This is a genomic window from Mucilaginibacter oryzae (assembly GCF_003148845.1).
Classification (GTDB): Bacteria; Bacteroidota; Bacteroidia; order Sphingobacteriales; family Sphingobacteriaceae; genus Mucilaginibacter; species Mucilaginibacter oryzae.
On sequence record NZ_QGHA01000001.1, the window covers coordinates 524,596 to 539,083 of the forward strand.

The following is a 14,488-nucleotide window of genomic DNA, read 5'->3' on the forward strand; positions in this document are numbered from 1 at the left end:
AATTAAAATTTAAATACAAGCTCGGCTCCGAGTGTAAAGGAATTCCAGCTTCCCGACAAATGATAGTCGCCCGAGTCGGACTTCTGGGTATAAAAATTGTATTTCGATTCGACATTTATGCCTAATTTAGGTGTTAGCGGGAACGAAATGCCCACTTTCGGCGCGTAGTGCAATGATGTTTTCCAACCGTCAAATATAATCAGGTTTCCATTGTCATAAACATAAGCCAAACCAAAATCAGTAAAATAGGCACCTAAGTCAACGCCGCCGTAAGCCCTGAAATTATCTGCTATATCAACATTATATGCCGCTCCAAAACCAGCCGAAAATACAGGCATATTCGTGTAAATAATGGTCAAACCATCTTCGCTGTATGAATCTTCGTCGGGTTTAAAGTTTCTGTATCCGGCGTTAACATTAAAGGTAAGCGGACCCAAAAACTTGTAAACACCTGCATTAACATTAATGGCAGGTTTAAAATATGAATTGAAATCGCCTTGCGGCACATCTACCCCGGTACCTACGGCAACTCCCCAGCCATCGGTAAAGTTTGCGGCTCCATTTCCGCCGCCCCCGTAGGTTAATGCTTTGGATGACCTGCGCTGCGCCGTGGCTGTGTTAAAGCAATAAAAAGCAAGTACGATGAAAAAAAACTTACGATAAAAGCCCGACTTATTTAAAAAAGCAGATGTTTTACCGACACGGTTTGGATAACTATGTTTAGGACTCATTTACCAGTAAAATTATAAAAAAAACCGCATAATCCAATCTTTAAAAGTAAATTACGGTGTAAACAGCGCCTGCAAAAAACCCGGCTATAACCTTTTTAGGGTGCCGGGTACTGAACTTACTGCTGTATAGGTTTATAAAACGATGCTGTATATATTAAAGAGTAAAACAAAGTACTTTTACAACCGGTTGCCTGCTGTGTTTCCAGCTTTCCTGATCACGGCAATTTTTAAGGTACATATCATGATGAAAAGGATTAAAGCAACCTCGATATAAATATGTACCGGTGATATGCTACCGAATGAAGATGTGATAAAGGTTGCACAATCCGGCAAAAGCAATCCAAATAAGGGCAAACTGGCAAACATGCGTAGTATCACTAACTTTTCCATATACTTAAGGTTTGGTATTTAAAATATTTAAATTATTTGATGCCGATAAATTAGATGATCATTGTAAAATACAAGCAGCGTCCGGTTGCGGAACTATGAAAACTTGCAATACTCTTCAATATGCCGGCCTATTTCCTGTACGGGAATTAAATGATCGCCAAAACGGTGCTCAACTATTTCCCAATAGCCCTTGCTTAGCCGGGTTATGGTATAAAACGAAGAATAATTGATAATACTGAAGGTAGCCTGGTTACTACCCGATGGGATAACTTTATAAGTTCGCTTATCAACGTTTAGTAAAAAAGGTTCCATAGTGCTGTTTCTACAAAATTACCATGTAGCCTACATCCGTCCAAATAGAACCCGCCCCGTATTTTAACCTACCAAACTGCGTACTTATACGCAGCTTTAAAAAGGCATGGCCCTAACCAGTTCAAGCACATTTTGCTGCACTGCGGGGTCGTTGCTGATAATCTGCTCCAGTTCTGCATCATTTGATACATAAACAATTATAAAGTTTTTATCCTGGTTCCAAAAGTTACCGCTCATTACTACTTTGCCGTTGCTTTTAAGATCATCGTAATAATTGGCCCTTGCCGATAAACACTGATGCGCATTTACCGCGCTATTGGTTTGTTCAAAAAACAGCATCACATGATGCGGATTTTTATAAGCTGATGCCTGTACCATTTTATTTATTGTTGTTTTTATAGCTATATGATGTTTTGATAAAAAGCGCTTGCTTTATGATGTCATCCCTTGCGTTAATACGCTACTCCTGCGTAAACGGCCTGTGCCCCAACCACCGCCAGCCCAAAGCCGGTAACTCAAAAAGCAGACATTCGTCCCGTTTACTTTACGGTTAAAGCACTATGGTTTAAGCGCCTTGATCACCAATTGCAAGGCTTTTTCAAGCAGTTGATCATCCAGAACAAAACTGCTGTTAACATAACTGTTTCCCTCGGTGTGAAACTTTATTAACTGGTAAAGCGGGGCATACGCAACAGACCAGTAAACCTCAAAAGGCAACGGTACAAGTTGTTGTTTCTCTTCGGCATTACGCATAAATTGCCTAAGCACCGATCCAAAATTAGCGGTCACCATCTGGCTCACTTTTTCATAAAAATTGGTGTACCGCATAATTTCGATAAATTCCATATCCAACGGATTTTCTAAAAAGTAATGGAGCCGGTTATGCCACTGAACTTTAAGCCCTGCGGCAAAGTCCATATCCGGCGAAAAATTTCGCAGGCTAAAGGCCATCATCTTTTCGGCCACGCCAATACACAAATTGGTAATCAGGTCCTCTTTATCTTTATGATAAATGTAGATGGTAGCCGGAGACACACCTGCGGCTTTAGCCAGTTTATTAACGCCAAAGCCATCAAGGCCTTCTTTCACAATCATTTCTATCGCCTTTTGGCGAATCAGGAGTTCCTTATGCTCGTCTCTTGGTCTCATATACACCACAAATATAAGTGAGCGTTCGCTTATTTAAAAATATATTTTTTACCAAATCCACTGTATAAAAAAATCAGGCTATGAGTTTAGTATAGGTAACTATCAAAACTGAAATGACGACGAGGCCAATCACCCATAAACTACGCTTTACATTCGCGAACCCGCGATATTTCATGATATTGAAAAAGCAGTAAACAAAGGTTGTGAGGCTAATGGCTGCACATACACCAACCGCTATTTTATTGTCAACAAAATAAACGCCCATTACCGGCAAGGCAATTAGCAGCGATAAAAGAAAGGTGTACCGTTCCCACCAGGCTGTTTTTACATCGGTTGTTATAGGCTTAATAGCCGCTAAAACTTCTTCCAGTTTATGGTAGTTTTCAATTTGAGCAGGAATGTGTATCTTTTTTAGCGGATCGTTGCTTATCCCCTTAATTACAAATTTTCCGTCTGTTTTCTTTTCAATTGCAGTAATTTCTGATAGCGGGATCAGGAGGTCGGTCCATTTTTGCTGTACCCGCGTAATGCTCTGCTCATCAATGCTTATACTATAGCTCTCATAAATAGCCTTTCTCTTTTTCATTCCTCTCCACACCATCCAGGCATATAAAAACAGTATAAAAATAAGATTCCCTATCCAAAATATAAGATCCTCGTGGTTTGCATCCTTCATGGTGTAAACAGAAATTACAGCGAGCAAAAAAGCCACTAAAGCTACCGAACGGATGAGCATTTTCTTTTGCAGCGCAGGATATTGAAGCGGATCAAGTTTAAATTTTAAAGGTTCCATCAATCATTTGTAAGGTATGGGCATTCAAATAAACAAAATAAAGGAAATCTTTTTACCAGAAAGATAAGCTGCCGTCAATTTAACCTTATTTTTAAACACATGAATATCGTCAAATCATTAGTGATTTTTATTATTGCCGGAATATGTGAAATAGGCGGCGGATACCTGATCTGGTTGTGGCTAAAATTGGATAAACCATTATGGTATGGTATAGCAGGCGGCTTGGTATTGGCGCTTTATGGCGTAGTAGCTACATGGCAAAGCGCCGACTTTGGCAGGGTTTACGCAGCCTACGGCGGTATCTTTATACTGATGGCCCTGCTTTGGTCCTGGAAGGTTGACAGCTTTAAACCTGATAAATACGATGTAATTGGTGCAATGATAGCCTTGTTTGGGGCTTGCATCATTATCTTTTTTCCGCGTAACAAATAGTCCGCATCAAAAGTGCAAGTTCCCTCCTATTGCAGTAAAGGCTAATCCGCTTGCCATTACCGCTATTTAACGAGCATATCCGGCGGTAATCTGTACAGCGCAAGCCATAACGCTTACGTTAAAAATACCAGTTAATCTATAGTTTAAACACATCAGGAGTACAATAGATAAATCCATTTAAATAACGGCTTACACTTAGCAGGAATAATTATTGATTTTTTTTCTTAAATTATAAAAAAATTATCCGTACCTTAGCAAAATCATACTAAATGTTAGTAATTATGGAAAAATTAATAATATTAAGAATGTTTTTTTGCTTCCCGCTTTTTGGGTTGATCCTGCCAGACGCTGCGGGTGTTTTACTTTCAGGTAATGCTGGTCGCGTACCATCAAGCCACTTAATTATCGAATTGGTTTTAATTGCTTGTATCTCGTTTTGCAGCGCTGTAATTTTTTATAACAGAAAACGCGGCGAAAATGAGACCGGTAATACCAACGAAGCTTCATTTTCATAAATCTTAACTCAAAGGCAAGCGTTTAGCTTAATTTGATATTATGGCTAAGCGCGCTTGCCATATTGTGGTTATAAAACCCCAATTATCCCCACTTTTCAGCCACGGTGGTTAATTGGGCTTATTTTCTTTGCTTTTTAAACCCGGTACGTACTTTGCTTTATCAATATTAGTCTTTTTACTGATATTTGGTAAACCGTTATTGGGCTCATGAAAAAAATTCTTCTATTACTTTTACTACCACTCTACTCCATTGCCCAAACAGCAGGTAATTTTATTCAAAACGGCAACGCGAAAGCCAATCAGCGCAATTACAAAGGCGCTATTGAGGATTTTACCCGTGCTATCCAGTTAAATAATAAAAATGCCGATGCTTTTTATTATCGGGCAAACGCTTATGCCAATATAAAAGATTACAACGCCGCCATTGCAGATTATAGCCAGGCTACCGCCCTCAACCCCGGCTTAACCAACGCTTACCTGTACCGGGCCAATGCCGAAGCAGCTATTAAGGATTACCAGGCAGCCATTGCCGATTTTGACCGCGCTATCAGCACCGGACCAAAAACAGCAGACATGTTCCATTACCGGGGCAATGCAAAAAGCAATATCAATGATTACACCGGTGCCATAGCTGATTTTACTGCCGCGCTGCAATTCAAGCCTAATGATGCGGATTTATACAAATACCGCGCGCTTGCCAAAAATAACAAAGGAGATTTTACTGGCGCTATTGCTGATTATAACCTGGCCATAAAATTAAGTCCGCGAAGTGCCGAAATTTACCAATACATGGCCGGTACCAAGGCCAACATCAATGATTATAAAGGCGCTATTGCAGATTATACCACATCGTTGGCCATTAACCCCAATAATGCAGAAGCTTATTTTTACCGCGCCAATATCAAAGCCAGGCTAACTGATTATAAAAGCGCCGTTGATGACTATAAAAAAGCGGCTGCCATTAACCCGGATCTCCCTAACCTGTTGCTGTATATGGCCAACGCGCAAAACAAAACGGGCGATACCAGGGGAGCACTTGACTATTTTAACAAAGCCATTAACCAGTTTCCGAACAACGGCAACTTGTATGCCTATCGCGGCATCATAAAAAGCGACCAAAAAGATAACGAGGGAGCCCTGGCCGATTTTAATAAAGCTATAGCGCTCGGCGCAAAAAACCCGGAAACCTATCAAAGCCGATCGTTTTCAAAACTGGCGCTGGGCGATAACGCAGGCGCCAGGCTTGATGCCGATACAGCTGTTAAATTAAACCCTAACAGCATAGGCGCATACATCAGCCTGAGCAAAGCCAAAATGGCGATGAAAGATACGGCCGGGGTTATTGCCGATTTAACCCGCGCCATTGCAATCAACAATAAAAGCGATGAAGCCTACCTGGCCCGCGGAGACGCTTACCGCGACCTGGGCATACCCCTTGCGGCAATTAATGATTATACGAAAGCGATTGCTGTCAACCCGGCTTATACCTACGCATTCCTGAACCGCGCTATAGAAAAAACAAAGCTTGCAGATTATGCCGGCGCGGTAAAAGATCTTGAAAAACTGATCAGCATTTCACCGCAACAGCAGGCAGGCTATTTACGGTTAGGCAAAATCATTGATTTTTATAAATATACAGGTAACGGCATTGCGCTGTTTACCAACGCCATTGCACTGAACCCGGCAAATGCCGTTTATTACCTTAACCGCGGCGAAGCGAAAGCTGCCGCAGGCGATAGCAAGGGGGCCATGGCCGATTATAACACCGGCGCACTCAAAGACCCAAAGAATATAACCATACTGCTAAAACGCTCTATAGCTAAAGCCGCATTGGAAGATAATAACGGCGCTATTACAGATTTGACAAGCGCCCTTAAAATCGATTCGCTTTCCGATTCTACTGCGGTTGTATGGCAAACAAGGGGTTATGTAAAATCAAAACTTAAAAACTATAACGGGGCGATAGCTGATTTTGACCGGGCCGTATCCATTTACTCAACCGACGAAACCTTTTTGCTTAGAGGCGATGCCAAACTGGCCATGAAAGATTACGCCGGCGCCGCAGACGATTATCATAACGCCACCTACATGAACGATAAAAACACCAAGGCATTTGCGCATAGCGGGCTTGCAAAAAGCTACCTTGTCGATGCACAGGGGGTAAAAGATGATTTTAGTGCCGCGTTAAAACTTGAACCTAACAACGCCGACATACTAATTGACCGCGCAAAGGCCAAAGTAAATCTCAAAGATCCTAACGGAGCAATCCTTGACTGCAACGCGGCTATAGCCATCGACCCCAAAAATGGTCGCGCCTATTTACAAAGAGGACTTTCTAAAATTGTTATCAATGATAAAACAGGTGGCTGCGCCGATATGGGCAAGGCTTTAAGTATGGGAGTAAAAGAAGCCGCCGAATGGATAAATCAATATTGTAAATAAACCTTAAAGTGGTAATCATTAAGTTAAACAGCTTTTCTTTCGGCTATCTGTAATTGCCCGCGCAGTTCCTTAAGCTCTAACTCATAGGCTCGCATGCGGGCCTGCAAAATATCAACTTCGGTACGCATCATCTGTATTTCGGTAATGAGTTTAGCGGATTCGGGTTTGTTGATCATCTTTTCGCCGGTACCAAGGATAAGCCACTCGGGCGAGTATTTGAGCTGAAAACAAAGCTTGCGGATCAAATAATAACTGATATCCTGTTTCTTGTTGATCACCTTGCTAATGAAACCCTGGTCAACCCCGATAGCTCCCGCAAGACCCAACTGGCCGCCGTGTTCTTTAACAACAACCTTTAACCGTTTTATTATAGCTTCGTCAGACATACGTGACTACAATAATAAACATTTTGTTTATCCGCGCAATACATATTTATTTTATTGGTAACCGGGTGAAATAAAAAAGGCCAATACCCCAACGCAAATGGCCTCAAAGTAAAACTAACTAACAAAAACTATATACAATTAATAAACTCCGTATTATTTACTTCTCCCCTGCTTTTTCAAGCAATTCGCTCAACTTGTTATGATAAACCTGCATGCTGATGTGGCCTTTGTGGTAATCGCTGGTTGTTTGTTTCAACATTAATTCAATTTCCTGTTTTGTACTATCAGGCATCGCGACCTGATAGGCATTAGCGGTGAGAACCGTGTTGATCCTGTCAAGTTTTTCGCCAAGGCTCCGCATCATTAGCAAGGGTTGCACATTGTTAGTGCTTTTTAACAATGTATTCACCCGCTTACGCTGCTGTTTATCAAACTGCAAAATAAGAAACACCAACACCGATCCGCCTGTTAAAAAAATATAAAAATAGCTCATATTAAAATGCTTTATCAAACACCCCTTATACATTTTAATACGATACTGATAAATATAAAGTTGCACTATATTTAAACATTTTATCAAAATGTTTATTTAAACGAAAAGCATTTCAGCGTAACAATTAAAATCGCCGTTTATAAATACGTTTAAAAATTGCACCTTTACACTAAATACTTCAATTTAAAACGAGCCAGAGATTATGAAACCGGGCGATAAAGTAATTTGTATTAATGATAAGATAGATCCGGAAAAGATGGAAGAAATACGACGCGACTTCGAGATCTGGATAACTAAAGATAAAGAATATACCATACGCGAAGTATTGGATAACAATGGCATTGTACCCGGCGTTTTATTAGAAGAAGTTCATAATTTTCCCAAATTTTTTAAACTGATAAACAAGTTCCAGGAACCAGCTTTTGCTACCTGGCGTTTCCGTAAACTTAATTATGCCCAACAACCTGCAGAAGCACTTAGCGAAGTTGAAGAGTTGATTGAACATGGCGTAAAAGAGCGGGAACAGGTTAACGTGAAATAGTGGCTATTACAGTTTAACAATACCCTATCTGGTAAATCCGTTTATAACCTGATGTCTAAAGCCATCATCATCAAGCATCCCCTGCATGATAAAAATGCCATACGGCATACCATCACTCATCAATAATCATAATCGGCAGCGGCGCCGGTTTCTACCAATTGGGTTAGCAATGCTTTCAATACCGCCTCGCGTGCCCATTGCTGCTCAGCGGGCGAGGCATCGTCCCGGTACCACTGTACGGGTGCGCTGATTTCGATCCGGGTTTTGTATGCGAAATTCTTCGTTGGATGTAATTTAGTACCCTCATAACTGTTCAGGTTTTCATTTTTAATAATCCGGGCAAAGTCGCGGGTACGGATTTCGAGTTGCAGGCATTCGTCTATCGAATTTTTAAAGTCCTGTTTATCCTCAAGCCAAAGTGTAAGCAATTCGTCAGTAAGGTCGTGTTCGGCTATGGTTATCCGGCTGTAATTATAATCAACCGATATGATCAGCCACCAAAGCTGGCTTTTCAATTTTTGTGAAATTTTTATCATGAGTTCAGATAATTGATTTGGTTTATAAAATGTTATTTGCCAGCTATGCGCTACCTGTTAAATAAGGGCTTCCATCCTGGCATATATTTTTGAATAGCGGCAATTTCGTGCCTGTACTTTTCGCAGGCTGCCACATAGGCTTTAAAGCGTAGCAATGCCTCGGAGTTTGCTAAACACTTATTATCGGGCCTGCCATTGTTATCAGGCTGAGGGCTTAAAGCAGAGAATGCTATGTACATGATAAAGTTTATTAAGTTATTTGATTGTTATTATTCTTTATTTCGCCTTAGAATTTCCTGTATTTTAAATACAAAAAATTTCTTGATTATAAGTTTTGCTAATTTTGTTTTGAAAATAATTTGCCTTACATTAGCTATTATCGACGAAACAAATATACAGAATAATCTTTAATTAAATCAAGATATTTCTTTAAAAAAATCCAACCATGAATGAAGGATCAAAACCCGGTAAAATAAAGACGATACGTCCAGAGACGCTTGAGTTCATCATCTTATACAACCAGTTAAAAGGCAAAGCCTTCACCGGGAACGCTCAACTGGCCGAGATATTAGGATTTAATTCAGCAAGCTCCATTACTGAGATTATGAAGAGCAGGCAAAATATCGACCCCGAAAAACTCAGAATTTTTAAAGAAACTTTTAAAGAATTCATCAATGGCGATAGGAATAAAAACTTTTCTGAACCAAAGCCTGTAAAAAAGCATAGCGACGGGATCCCGATGTACGAAATTTCGGCGACAGCATCAGGCGTAGAGGTGTATAATGACATCAATGATTCGCAACCCGTAGGTCATATGAATTTCCCGGGAATTGAGGATTGCGATTTCGCGCTGCCTGTGTGGGGGCACAGCATGTACCCCTATCTCGAAAACGGCTGCTGGGTAGCCCTGAAAATAATTCATGATAAAAAAATCCTGCCCGGCGAGGTGTATTATATTGAATGGGGAGACTATCGGATGTATAAGCGGCTGCTTGCAGGCGATAACCCGGACGAAGTAATAGCGCACTCCGACAATACTACCGAAATGGTGGGTAACCGATTAAAATATGCGCCGTTTATTATCAAAGTAAACGACATCAAAAAGCTTTGCCTGGTTAAGGATATCCACAAAAAGCACAACCACTAAACCGGCTAACTGCTGGTTACCTGTTTTTTTGAATTACCCTTTGCTAAAAAAACAGGACTGTAAACGGTCCTGTTTTTTTACTGATCAAAACAATTCGATATTGTTAGCCCCGGCAAAGAATCGTGAATATTCAATTTAAATCGAATTAAATTGAATATTCATCAACTTTTTTGCAACCCAAATGTTACACAACCGTTAAAATTGATTAAAGCAGTACAACCTGACTTATCACGACCGGAATTTCATTACCAGCAAGTAAAAACAGACACGTACTACTGAAATAATAAACTTTTAATTAATACATTCCTGAAAGTTGTGTTAAATTTGCATATCCTAATTAACAATTTACAAAAATCACCGCATAAAGAAATCCCCTTTGCTTTATAATAAATAACGCTGTAATGCAGAACAGTATAGTACAATATATAGTAAACAACCTCAGCGTAGGCAACTGGGCTCAAAACCTTGCGTTTTACACGTTTATAGTGCTTTTAAGCTGGGTTTTAATTGTACAGGTAAAAACAGCCCGTTTAAGAGTTAAACGCAAACGGACAACAAAATAAACTTTCCAAAGCTATTTCATACAGCGTAAACACGGGCTAACTTTAACTTTGCTTATCTTACGCCGTAAATTTCCATTATATACATGACCATCCGCCGCGCTACACACGATGATATTCCTCAAATAACAAACCTGGTAGCAGAAGTAGTACCTGTAATGCGGGCCGCAGGCAATTTTCAATGGGGAAATGATTATCCCAACGCTGAAGTTTTCAGGGAAGATATAAGGCTTAATCAACTTTGGATAGCCGAGATTGACGAGCAGATAGCCGGTGTAGCAGCCTTTACTACTGATCAGGACGACGAATACGCCGATGCTGGTATTGATATCACCGAAACAGCCATTGTTACCCACAGACTTGCAGTAAGCATTCATTACCAGGGCCGGGGTGTAGCCGCTGCTCTTTTACAACAAGCCGAAACCGAAGCGATCAACAGGGACATCAAAACGCTTCGGGTTGACACCAATACCGCGAATACTGCTACCCAAAGGCTTTTCCCTAAACTCGGTTATACCTTAATGGGCGAAATCAGTTTAAAAATACGGCCCGGCCAGACATTTATATGCTACGAAAAAAGACTTGTATGATATGTAATAAGCGTATACAATGCTGTATATAGATCAAACGGCTGTATTCTACTTCCTATACAGGCATATTTTGTTGATAAAAGCTATTTATACTGATAAATCTCAATAGTTATCAACAATTAATTGTTTTTTCAACATTTTCTTTTCCTATTATTTCCCGTTTCACTATATTAGGTTAATTATAAACGCCGGCACACTCCGCCTGGCACCTAACAAAGAGAAGAAAGAAGATGGATCCTATCATGATGCTGGTAATTGCAGCTATTATCGCTGCGATAATTTTAGTTGAATTTAACAAACGTCAAAACACCAAACCGGTCGACAATCACATATCTGCCGATGTTCAGCAACTTTATTTACTCAAAGCTGCAGAACATAAAATAGAAGTAATTGAAGATATGCAAAAAAGCATCGGCAACGCCAACAAAACCAAGGCCGACGTGGAGACCGAGTTAGCTAACCTCACCACAGCTTTCGAAAATGGGGAGATCCCACTAAAAGAGTTTAACCTGAAACTCGATTCGTTGCTCAACAACCTTGACATTAATAACACTTCGCTGGCGCAGGCATCTTAACAGCAGGCTATTTTTAAAACAGGAATAACGGCGTACAGACGGTTTGCTATTGCATAGGATTTAAGCGGATATGGCAATGGGAGCCCGAACACTCCAAAAACACCATACAAATTAACAATCAATACCTTCTGTTTTAATAGCGATGGCATGCATATTAATGCCTGTGCAAATTCAGCATCAAAGGTTAGAGGGTGATGTGTGGCGATATTTAAGATCAATAAATTAAGATGGTTCGACTTACATCCCCGGCTACACACAAAAAAAGCCGGTCGGTGCCGGCTGATATGTAAAAGAAATAAACACTTTTTAATGGATTAGTTTCTCCTGAAACCACCTTTTGAACCGCCGCCGTTAAAACCGGGACCTTTGTCTTCGGCTATATTAACTGTAATCCTGCGGCCATAGTAACTCGCGCCGTTCATACAGCGAATAGCTTCTTTAGCTTCATCTTCATTAACCATTTCAACAAAGCCAAAACCTTTACTTTCTTTTGTTTCGCGGTCTTTAATAATTCTGAGCGATTTCACCGGCCCAAAGTCACCAAAAACAGCTGTAAGTTCGGCCTCATCTACTTCTAAAGGAAGACCTGCAATAAATACTTTCATCAATATTTTTAAAATTTGAGCAAAGGTACAAAAAAAGCTCCATATTACCGAGGCGGAGCGCGGCTAACGCCACCTGTAAAGGCTTTTTTACCTTAAAATTACGGAGTAAAAGTCTGTAAAATTACGAATTTACGGAAGGGGCGCTTTACTTCAGCTTTAATTCAAAACTACCTTCCACACGGTAAAACGGGGAATCGGATTTATCATCCTTGGCTAAAAAGGTGAAGAAAGTGCCTTTAGCAATCATGCCTTCATGATTATAATCATCCATATCAATTTTGCCAAAATCCTGCTGCCTGGCGTACTTGGTGAGCGTATATTGTAACAGAGGCTTTTTATCGTCAACTTTAAACAAAAACTGGCTCCCGGCAACATCACTGCTTGCTTTAACAGTTGCCAGCCCTGACGAGCTGATTCCAAAACTCATATTGTGCGCCTTGTTTATAGCGGTAATGCCAAAATATTTATTGTTGCCATCAGATACGTTTATAAAAGCAATCGAGTCTTTAGCAGCGTCAAACAAATAGGTCGAATCTTCGATAGTTACCTTTAATGTACCTTTGCCTGCAAGAAAATTACCTGGAGTATTGATGATATTTACAGCAGATATGCTATCCTTGCCGGTTACCGCAGTACTTTTAGCCTCGTCAATATCCTTCACTTCCGAGTCTTTCTGGCATGAAGAAATACACACCGAAACGGATAACATCAGTAAAATAAACCATTTGGTAAAGCTGGTACGGATCATAGGCTTATCGGTGCATAAACTTACAATAAATAATTACAATTTTCGTCAAATAGTAGCTATCAAATTAAATATTTAACTTTTTTTAACTTCTTCTAACAATCATCAATTTTCATGCTATGATGCTCACAATCAGCCATGAAACATCTTTTTTACAAAAAATGTAAAAAACACAGTTACAACAAGCGTTTTAAGGGGAAAAAGGCAACAAAAATATATCATTTCTTTAATCCTGACCGGCAACACAAAAAATACCGCCGATCAAAATCTGGGCAAGTTAAAACACTTCGCCCACGTTAATGAACAAACCTTTTGAGCCCTGGCGGCCAAAGCCATAATCAATGGCGATATTTGTTTTTGACACTTTGTTTAATTTTATCCTGAGGCCGGGGCCAAAACCGGGCTGAATACTTTGCAAAGCCGTACCGGGTGCCGCCGAAAACGACTGCGCGTTAGCAAACAACACACCGCCAAGCAACCCGTTACGGGTTATTTTAAAACGGTATTCGCTTTCAAGGTAAACCATTTGCGCACCCCTGAACCGGCCCTGTATATACCCCCTGCCCGTTGTAAAGTTAGGATCGTGCCCGGTGGCGGGCAAATCAAGATAGGCAGGCCTGCCATTAATAATTAACCAGTTGTACGACCAGAATGCAAGCACATTATCTGAATGTTCGGGGAATCTGAAATACTTACGGATATCAATTATTAGTGAGCGCCATGCCGTTGTGCTGCCTAAAAAAGTGAAGTTGTCACGATACTGCAGTGAGCTGTAAAAACCGCGCGACGCGTTGATGGGATTATTCCGGCTATCATACAAGGCGCTGAACGTTATACCGGTAGATATGGATTTACTTACAGGGCCGTATCTTTCATAATCAGACGTTTGCCCGTTTAACTGGCCTTTTTCATACATATTCCACCTGTCATCAAAAATATAGCCCAAGCCCGCAAAAAAATTGCCTTTTATATTGCGCAATACGGTTTCATGAAACCTGAAAAAACTGTAAACCAGCGGGTTTTCGTTGGCGATATTGGAGTTGCTGCCCAGGCCAAAGCTGCTTTGCGGATACTTATAAAACCTGAAATCGCCGATAAAATTGTATTTATCATTTTTTGACCAGATATTCGATTGTATAGGGACGATCACCTGCTTATTTTGGGTGTATGCAGGGTTTATAGTTATGGTAGAGATTCGTGTATCCGGTGCCATCCGGAAAATCACATTGCCGGATATGGTACCGGCAAACCCGGTTTGCAACGTATAGCCTACCGCCGGTATAATAGATATTACCGGCTTTGAAGTAACAGAATCAACCTTACCCGGCTTTTTGTTTTCATGAAAAACAGAACTTATAACATCGAATATATCCCGCTCAAAAGTGGTATCGGGATGAGTAACCAATACGGTATCTTTATATTTTGTATGCCCGATGGGTATATAGCGCGTATCCTGGGCTTTTACCCCAACAGCAATCAGTAAGCCCGCAAAAATTAAAATACTTATTTTGTTAACAACCATCTATAATTACTTAAGCGCAGGGAT

The 14,488-nt window shown here is 40.5% G+C and carries 20 protein-coding genes; 8 read left to right on the forward strand and 12 right to left on the reverse strand.

Going from position 1 to position 14,488, the window contains the following annotated elements; all coding sequences use genetic code 11:
• Positions 1 to 2: 2 nt before the first annotated feature.
• The 5 genes from LX99_RS02230 to LX99_RS02255 all read right to left on the reverse strand — a co-directional run bounded on the left by LX99_RS02230 (position 3) and on the right by LX99_RS02255 (position 3,375).
• On the reverse strand, positions 3 to 731 hold the full coding sequence (locus tag LX99_RS02230; RefSeq protein ID WP_109606000.1) for an outer membrane beta-barrel protein: 729 nt from the start codon (positions 729 to 731) through the stop codon (positions 3 to 5).
• A 483-nt stretch (positions 732 to 1,214) separates the two neighbouring features.
• Positions 1,215 to 1,433: a hypothetical protein gene (locus LX99_RS02240; protein ID WP_022831224.1), complete on the reverse strand. Its 219-nt coding sequence runs from the start codon at positions 1,431 to 1,433 to the stop codon at positions 1,215 to 1,217.
• A gap of 96 nt (positions 1,434 to 1,529) precedes the next feature.
• Positions 1,530 to 1,811, reverse strand: a complete 282-nt coding sequence (locus LX99_RS02245; RefSeq protein WP_109606004.1) for a YciI family protein — start codon at positions 1,809 to 1,811, stop codon at positions 1,530 to 1,532.
• 180 nt (positions 1,812 to 1,991) lie between these two features.
• Positions 1,992 to 2,582 (reverse strand): TetR/AcrR family transcriptional regulator, encoded by a 591-nt coding sequence (locus LX99_RS02250; RefSeq protein WP_109606006.1) that lies wholly within the window; start codon positions 2,580 to 2,582, stop codon positions 1,992 to 1,994.
• Between the two features lie 73 nt (positions 2,583 to 2,655).
• Entirely contained in the window at positions 2,656 to 3,375 is a 720-nt protein-coding gene (locus LX99_RS02255; protein ID WP_109606008.1) for a hypothetical protein, read from the reverse strand.
• A 99-nt stretch (positions 3,376 to 3,474) separates the two neighbouring features.
• On the opposite strand from LX99_RS02255, the gene LX99_RS02260 reads away from it, so the two are divergent.
• The 3 genes from LX99_RS02260 (at position 3,475) to LX99_RS02270 (ending at position 6,764) form a co-directional block, all read left to right on the forward strand.
• Positions 3,475 to 3,807 (forward strand): YnfA family protein, encoded by a 333-nt coding sequence (locus LX99_RS02260; RefSeq protein WP_109606011.1) that lies wholly within the window; start codon positions 3,475 to 3,477, stop codon positions 3,805 to 3,807.
• A 281-nt stretch (positions 3,808 to 4,088) separates the two neighbouring features.
• On the forward strand, positions 4,089 to 4,322 hold the full coding sequence (locus LX99_RS02265) for a hypothetical protein (RefSeq protein ID WP_109606013.1): 234 nt from the start codon (positions 4,089 to 4,091) through the stop codon (positions 4,320 to 4,322).
• Positions 4,323 to 4,529: 207 nt separating this feature from the next.
• A complete protein-coding gene (locus tag LX99_RS02270; RefSeq protein ID WP_109606015.1) occupies positions 4,530 to 6,764 on the forward strand; it encodes a tetratricopeptide repeat protein in 2,235 nt (744 codons plus the stop codon).
• A 23-nt stretch (positions 6,765 to 6,787) separates the two neighbouring features.
• On the opposite strand, the gene LX99_RS02275 is transcribed toward LX99_RS02270, so the two are convergent.
• Entirely contained in the window at positions 6,788 to 7,150 is a 363-nt protein-coding gene (locus LX99_RS02275) for a helix-turn-helix domain-containing protein (RefSeq protein WP_022831217.1), read from the reverse strand.
• 157 nt (positions 7,151 to 7,307) lie between these two features.
• A complete protein-coding gene (locus LX99_RS02280; protein WP_109606016.1) occupies positions 7,308 to 7,643 on the reverse strand; it encodes a hypothetical protein in 336 nt (111 codons plus the stop codon).
• A 202-nt stretch (positions 7,644 to 7,845) separates the two neighbouring features.
• Here LX99_RS02280 and LX99_RS02285 point away from each other — a divergent pair, with 202 nt between their 5' ends.
• A complete protein-coding gene (locus LX99_RS02285; RefSeq protein WP_022831215.1) occupies positions 7,846 to 8,184 on the forward strand; it encodes a hypothetical protein in 339 nt (112 codons plus the stop codon).
• Positions 8,185 to 8,303: 119 nt separating this feature from the next.
• Here the strand turns inward: LX99_RS02285 and LX99_RS02290 are convergent, their stop codons facing one another.
• Both LX99_RS02290 and LX99_RS02295 read right to left on the reverse strand, forming a co-directional pair.
• Positions 8,304 to 8,720 (reverse strand): hypothetical protein, encoded by a 417-nt coding sequence (locus tag LX99_RS02290; protein WP_109606018.1) that lies wholly within the window; start codon positions 8,718 to 8,720, stop codon positions 8,304 to 8,306.
• A gap of 50 nt (positions 8,721 to 8,770) precedes the next feature.
• Complete coding sequence (locus LX99_RS02295; RefSeq protein ID WP_109606020.1) at positions 8,771 to 8,959, reverse strand: hypothetical protein; 189 nt, start codon at positions 8,957 to 8,959, stop codon at positions 8,771 to 8,773.
• A gap of 206 nt (positions 8,960 to 9,165) precedes the next feature.
• Between LX99_RS02295 and LX99_RS02300 the strand changes: the two genes are divergently transcribed.
• From LX99_RS02300 to LX99_RS02310, 4 genes are all read left to right on the forward strand, one after another.
• Positions 9,166 to 9,867: a S24 family peptidase gene (locus LX99_RS02300; protein ID WP_109606022.1), complete on the forward strand. Its 702-nt coding sequence runs from the start codon at positions 9,166 to 9,168 to the stop codon at positions 9,865 to 9,867.
• 401 nt (positions 9,868 to 10,268) lie between these two features.
• Positions 10,269 to 10,430: a hypothetical protein gene (locus LX99_RS25500; protein WP_170122609.1), complete on the forward strand. Its 162-nt coding sequence runs from the start codon at positions 10,269 to 10,271 to the stop codon at positions 10,428 to 10,430.
• 83 nt (positions 10,431 to 10,513) lie between these two features.
• Positions 10,514 to 11,017 carry a GNAT family N-acetyltransferase gene (locus LX99_RS02305; protein ID WP_109606025.1) on the forward strand — a complete coding sequence of 168 codons (504 nt, stop codon included), beginning with the start codon at positions 10,514 to 10,516 and terminating at the stop codon, positions 11,015 to 11,017.
• Between the two features lie 230 nt (positions 11,018 to 11,247).
• Complete coding sequence (locus LX99_RS02310; protein WP_022831210.1) at positions 11,248 to 11,592, forward strand: hypothetical protein; 345 nt, start codon at positions 11,248 to 11,250, stop codon at positions 11,590 to 11,592.
• A gap of 314 nt (positions 11,593 to 11,906) precedes the next feature.
• On the opposite strand, the gene LX99_RS02315 is transcribed toward LX99_RS02310, so the two are convergent.
• The 3 genes from LX99_RS02315 to LX99_RS02325 all read right to left on the reverse strand — a co-directional run bounded on the left by LX99_RS02315 (position 11,907) and on the right by LX99_RS02325 (position 14,464).
• Positions 11,907 to 12,197 (reverse strand): RNA recognition motif domain-containing protein, encoded by a 291-nt coding sequence (locus LX99_RS02315; protein WP_109606027.1) that lies wholly within the window; start codon positions 12,195 to 12,197, stop codon positions 11,907 to 11,909.
• A gap of 145 nt (positions 12,198 to 12,342) precedes the next feature.
• Positions 12,343 to 12,945, reverse strand: coding sequence for a hypothetical protein (locus tag LX99_RS02320; RefSeq protein ID WP_109606029.1), 603 nt, complete (start codon positions 12,943 to 12,945; stop codon positions 12,343 to 12,345).
• Between the two features lie 274 nt (positions 12,946 to 13,219).
• Complete coding sequence (locus LX99_RS02325; protein WP_022831206.1) at positions 13,220 to 14,464, reverse strand: BamA/TamA family outer membrane protein; 1,245 nt, start codon at positions 14,462 to 14,464, stop codon at positions 13,220 to 13,222.
• Positions 14,465 to 14,488 lie beyond the last annotated feature (24 nt).

What these genes read in the sequence shown, in the direction of transcription:
- LX99_RS02230 (WP_109606000.1), bottom strand. Translation starts at nt 731, where the DNA reads ATGAGTCCTAAACATAGTTATCCAAACCGTGTCGGTAAAACATCTGCT.
- LX99_RS02240 (WP_022831224.1), bottom strand. Translation starts at nt 1,433, where the DNA reads ATGGAACCTTTTTTACTAAACGTTGATAAGCGAACTTATAAAGTTATC.
- LX99_RS02245 (WP_109606004.1), bottom strand. Translation starts at nt 1,811, where the DNA reads ATGGTACAGGCATCAGCTTATAAAAATCCGCATCATGTGATGCTGTTT.
- LX99_RS02250 (WP_109606006.1), bottom strand. Translation starts at nt 2,582, where the DNA reads ATGAGACCAAGAGACGAGCATAAGGAACTCCTGATTCGCCAAAAGGCG.
- LX99_RS02255 (WP_109606008.1), bottom strand. Translation starts at nt 3,375, where the DNA reads ATGGAACCTTTAAAATTTAAACTTGATCCGCTTCAATATCCTGCGCTG.
- LX99_RS02260 (WP_109606011.1), top strand. Translation starts at nt 3,475, where the DNA reads ATGAATATCGTCAAATCATTAGTGATTTTTATTATTGCCGGAATATGT.
- LX99_RS02265 (WP_109606013.1), top strand. Translation starts at nt 4,089, where the DNA reads ATGGAAAAATTAATAATATTAAGAATGTTTTTTTGCTTCCCGCTTTTT.
- LX99_RS02270 (WP_109606015.1), top strand. Translation starts at nt 4,530, where the DNA reads ATGAAAAAAATTCTTCTATTACTTTTACTACCACTCTACTCCATTGCC.
- LX99_RS02275 (WP_022831217.1), bottom strand. Translation starts at nt 7,150, where the DNA reads ATGTCTGACGAAGCTATAATAAAACGGTTAAAGGTTGTTGTTAAAGAA.
- LX99_RS02280 (WP_109606016.1), bottom strand. Translation starts at nt 7,643, where the DNA reads ATGAGCTATTTTTATATTTTTTTAACAGGCGGATCGGTGTTGGTGTTT.
- LX99_RS02285 (WP_022831215.1), top strand. Translation starts at nt 7,846, where the DNA reads ATGAAACCGGGCGATAAAGTAATTTGTATTAATGATAAGATAGATCCG.
- LX99_RS02290 (WP_109606018.1), bottom strand. Translation starts at nt 8,720, where the DNA reads ATGATAAAAATTTCACAAAAATTGAAAAGCCAGCTTTGGTGGCTGATC.
- LX99_RS02295 (WP_109606020.1), bottom strand. Translation starts at nt 8,959, where the DNA reads ATGTACATAGCATTCTCTGCTTTAAGCCCTCAGCCTGATAACAATGGC.
- LX99_RS02300 (WP_109606022.1), top strand. Translation starts at nt 9,166, where the DNA reads ATGAATGAAGGATCAAAACCCGGTAAAATAAAGACGATACGTCCAGAG.
- LX99_RS25500 (WP_170122609.1), top strand. Translation starts at nt 10,269, where the DNA reads ATGCAGAACAGTATAGTACAATATATAGTAAACAACCTCAGCGTAGGC.
- LX99_RS02305 (WP_109606025.1), top strand. Translation starts at nt 10,514, where the DNA reads ATGACCATCCGCCGCGCTACACACGATGATATTCCTCAAATAACAAAC.
- LX99_RS02310 (WP_022831210.1), top strand. Translation starts at nt 11,248, where the DNA reads ATGGATCCTATCATGATGCTGGTAATTGCAGCTATTATCGCTGCGATA.
- LX99_RS02315 (WP_109606027.1), bottom strand. Translation starts at nt 12,197, where the DNA reads ATGAAAGTATTTATTGCAGGTCTTCCTTTAGAAGTAGATGAGGCCGAA.
- LX99_RS02320 (WP_109606029.1), bottom strand. Translation starts at nt 12,945, where the DNA reads ATGATCCGTACCAGCTTTACCAAATGGTTTATTTTACTGATGTTATCC.
- LX99_RS02325 (WP_022831206.1), bottom strand. Translation starts at nt 14,464, where the DNA reads ATGGTTGTTAACAAAATAAGTATTTTAATTTTTGCGGGCTTACTGATT.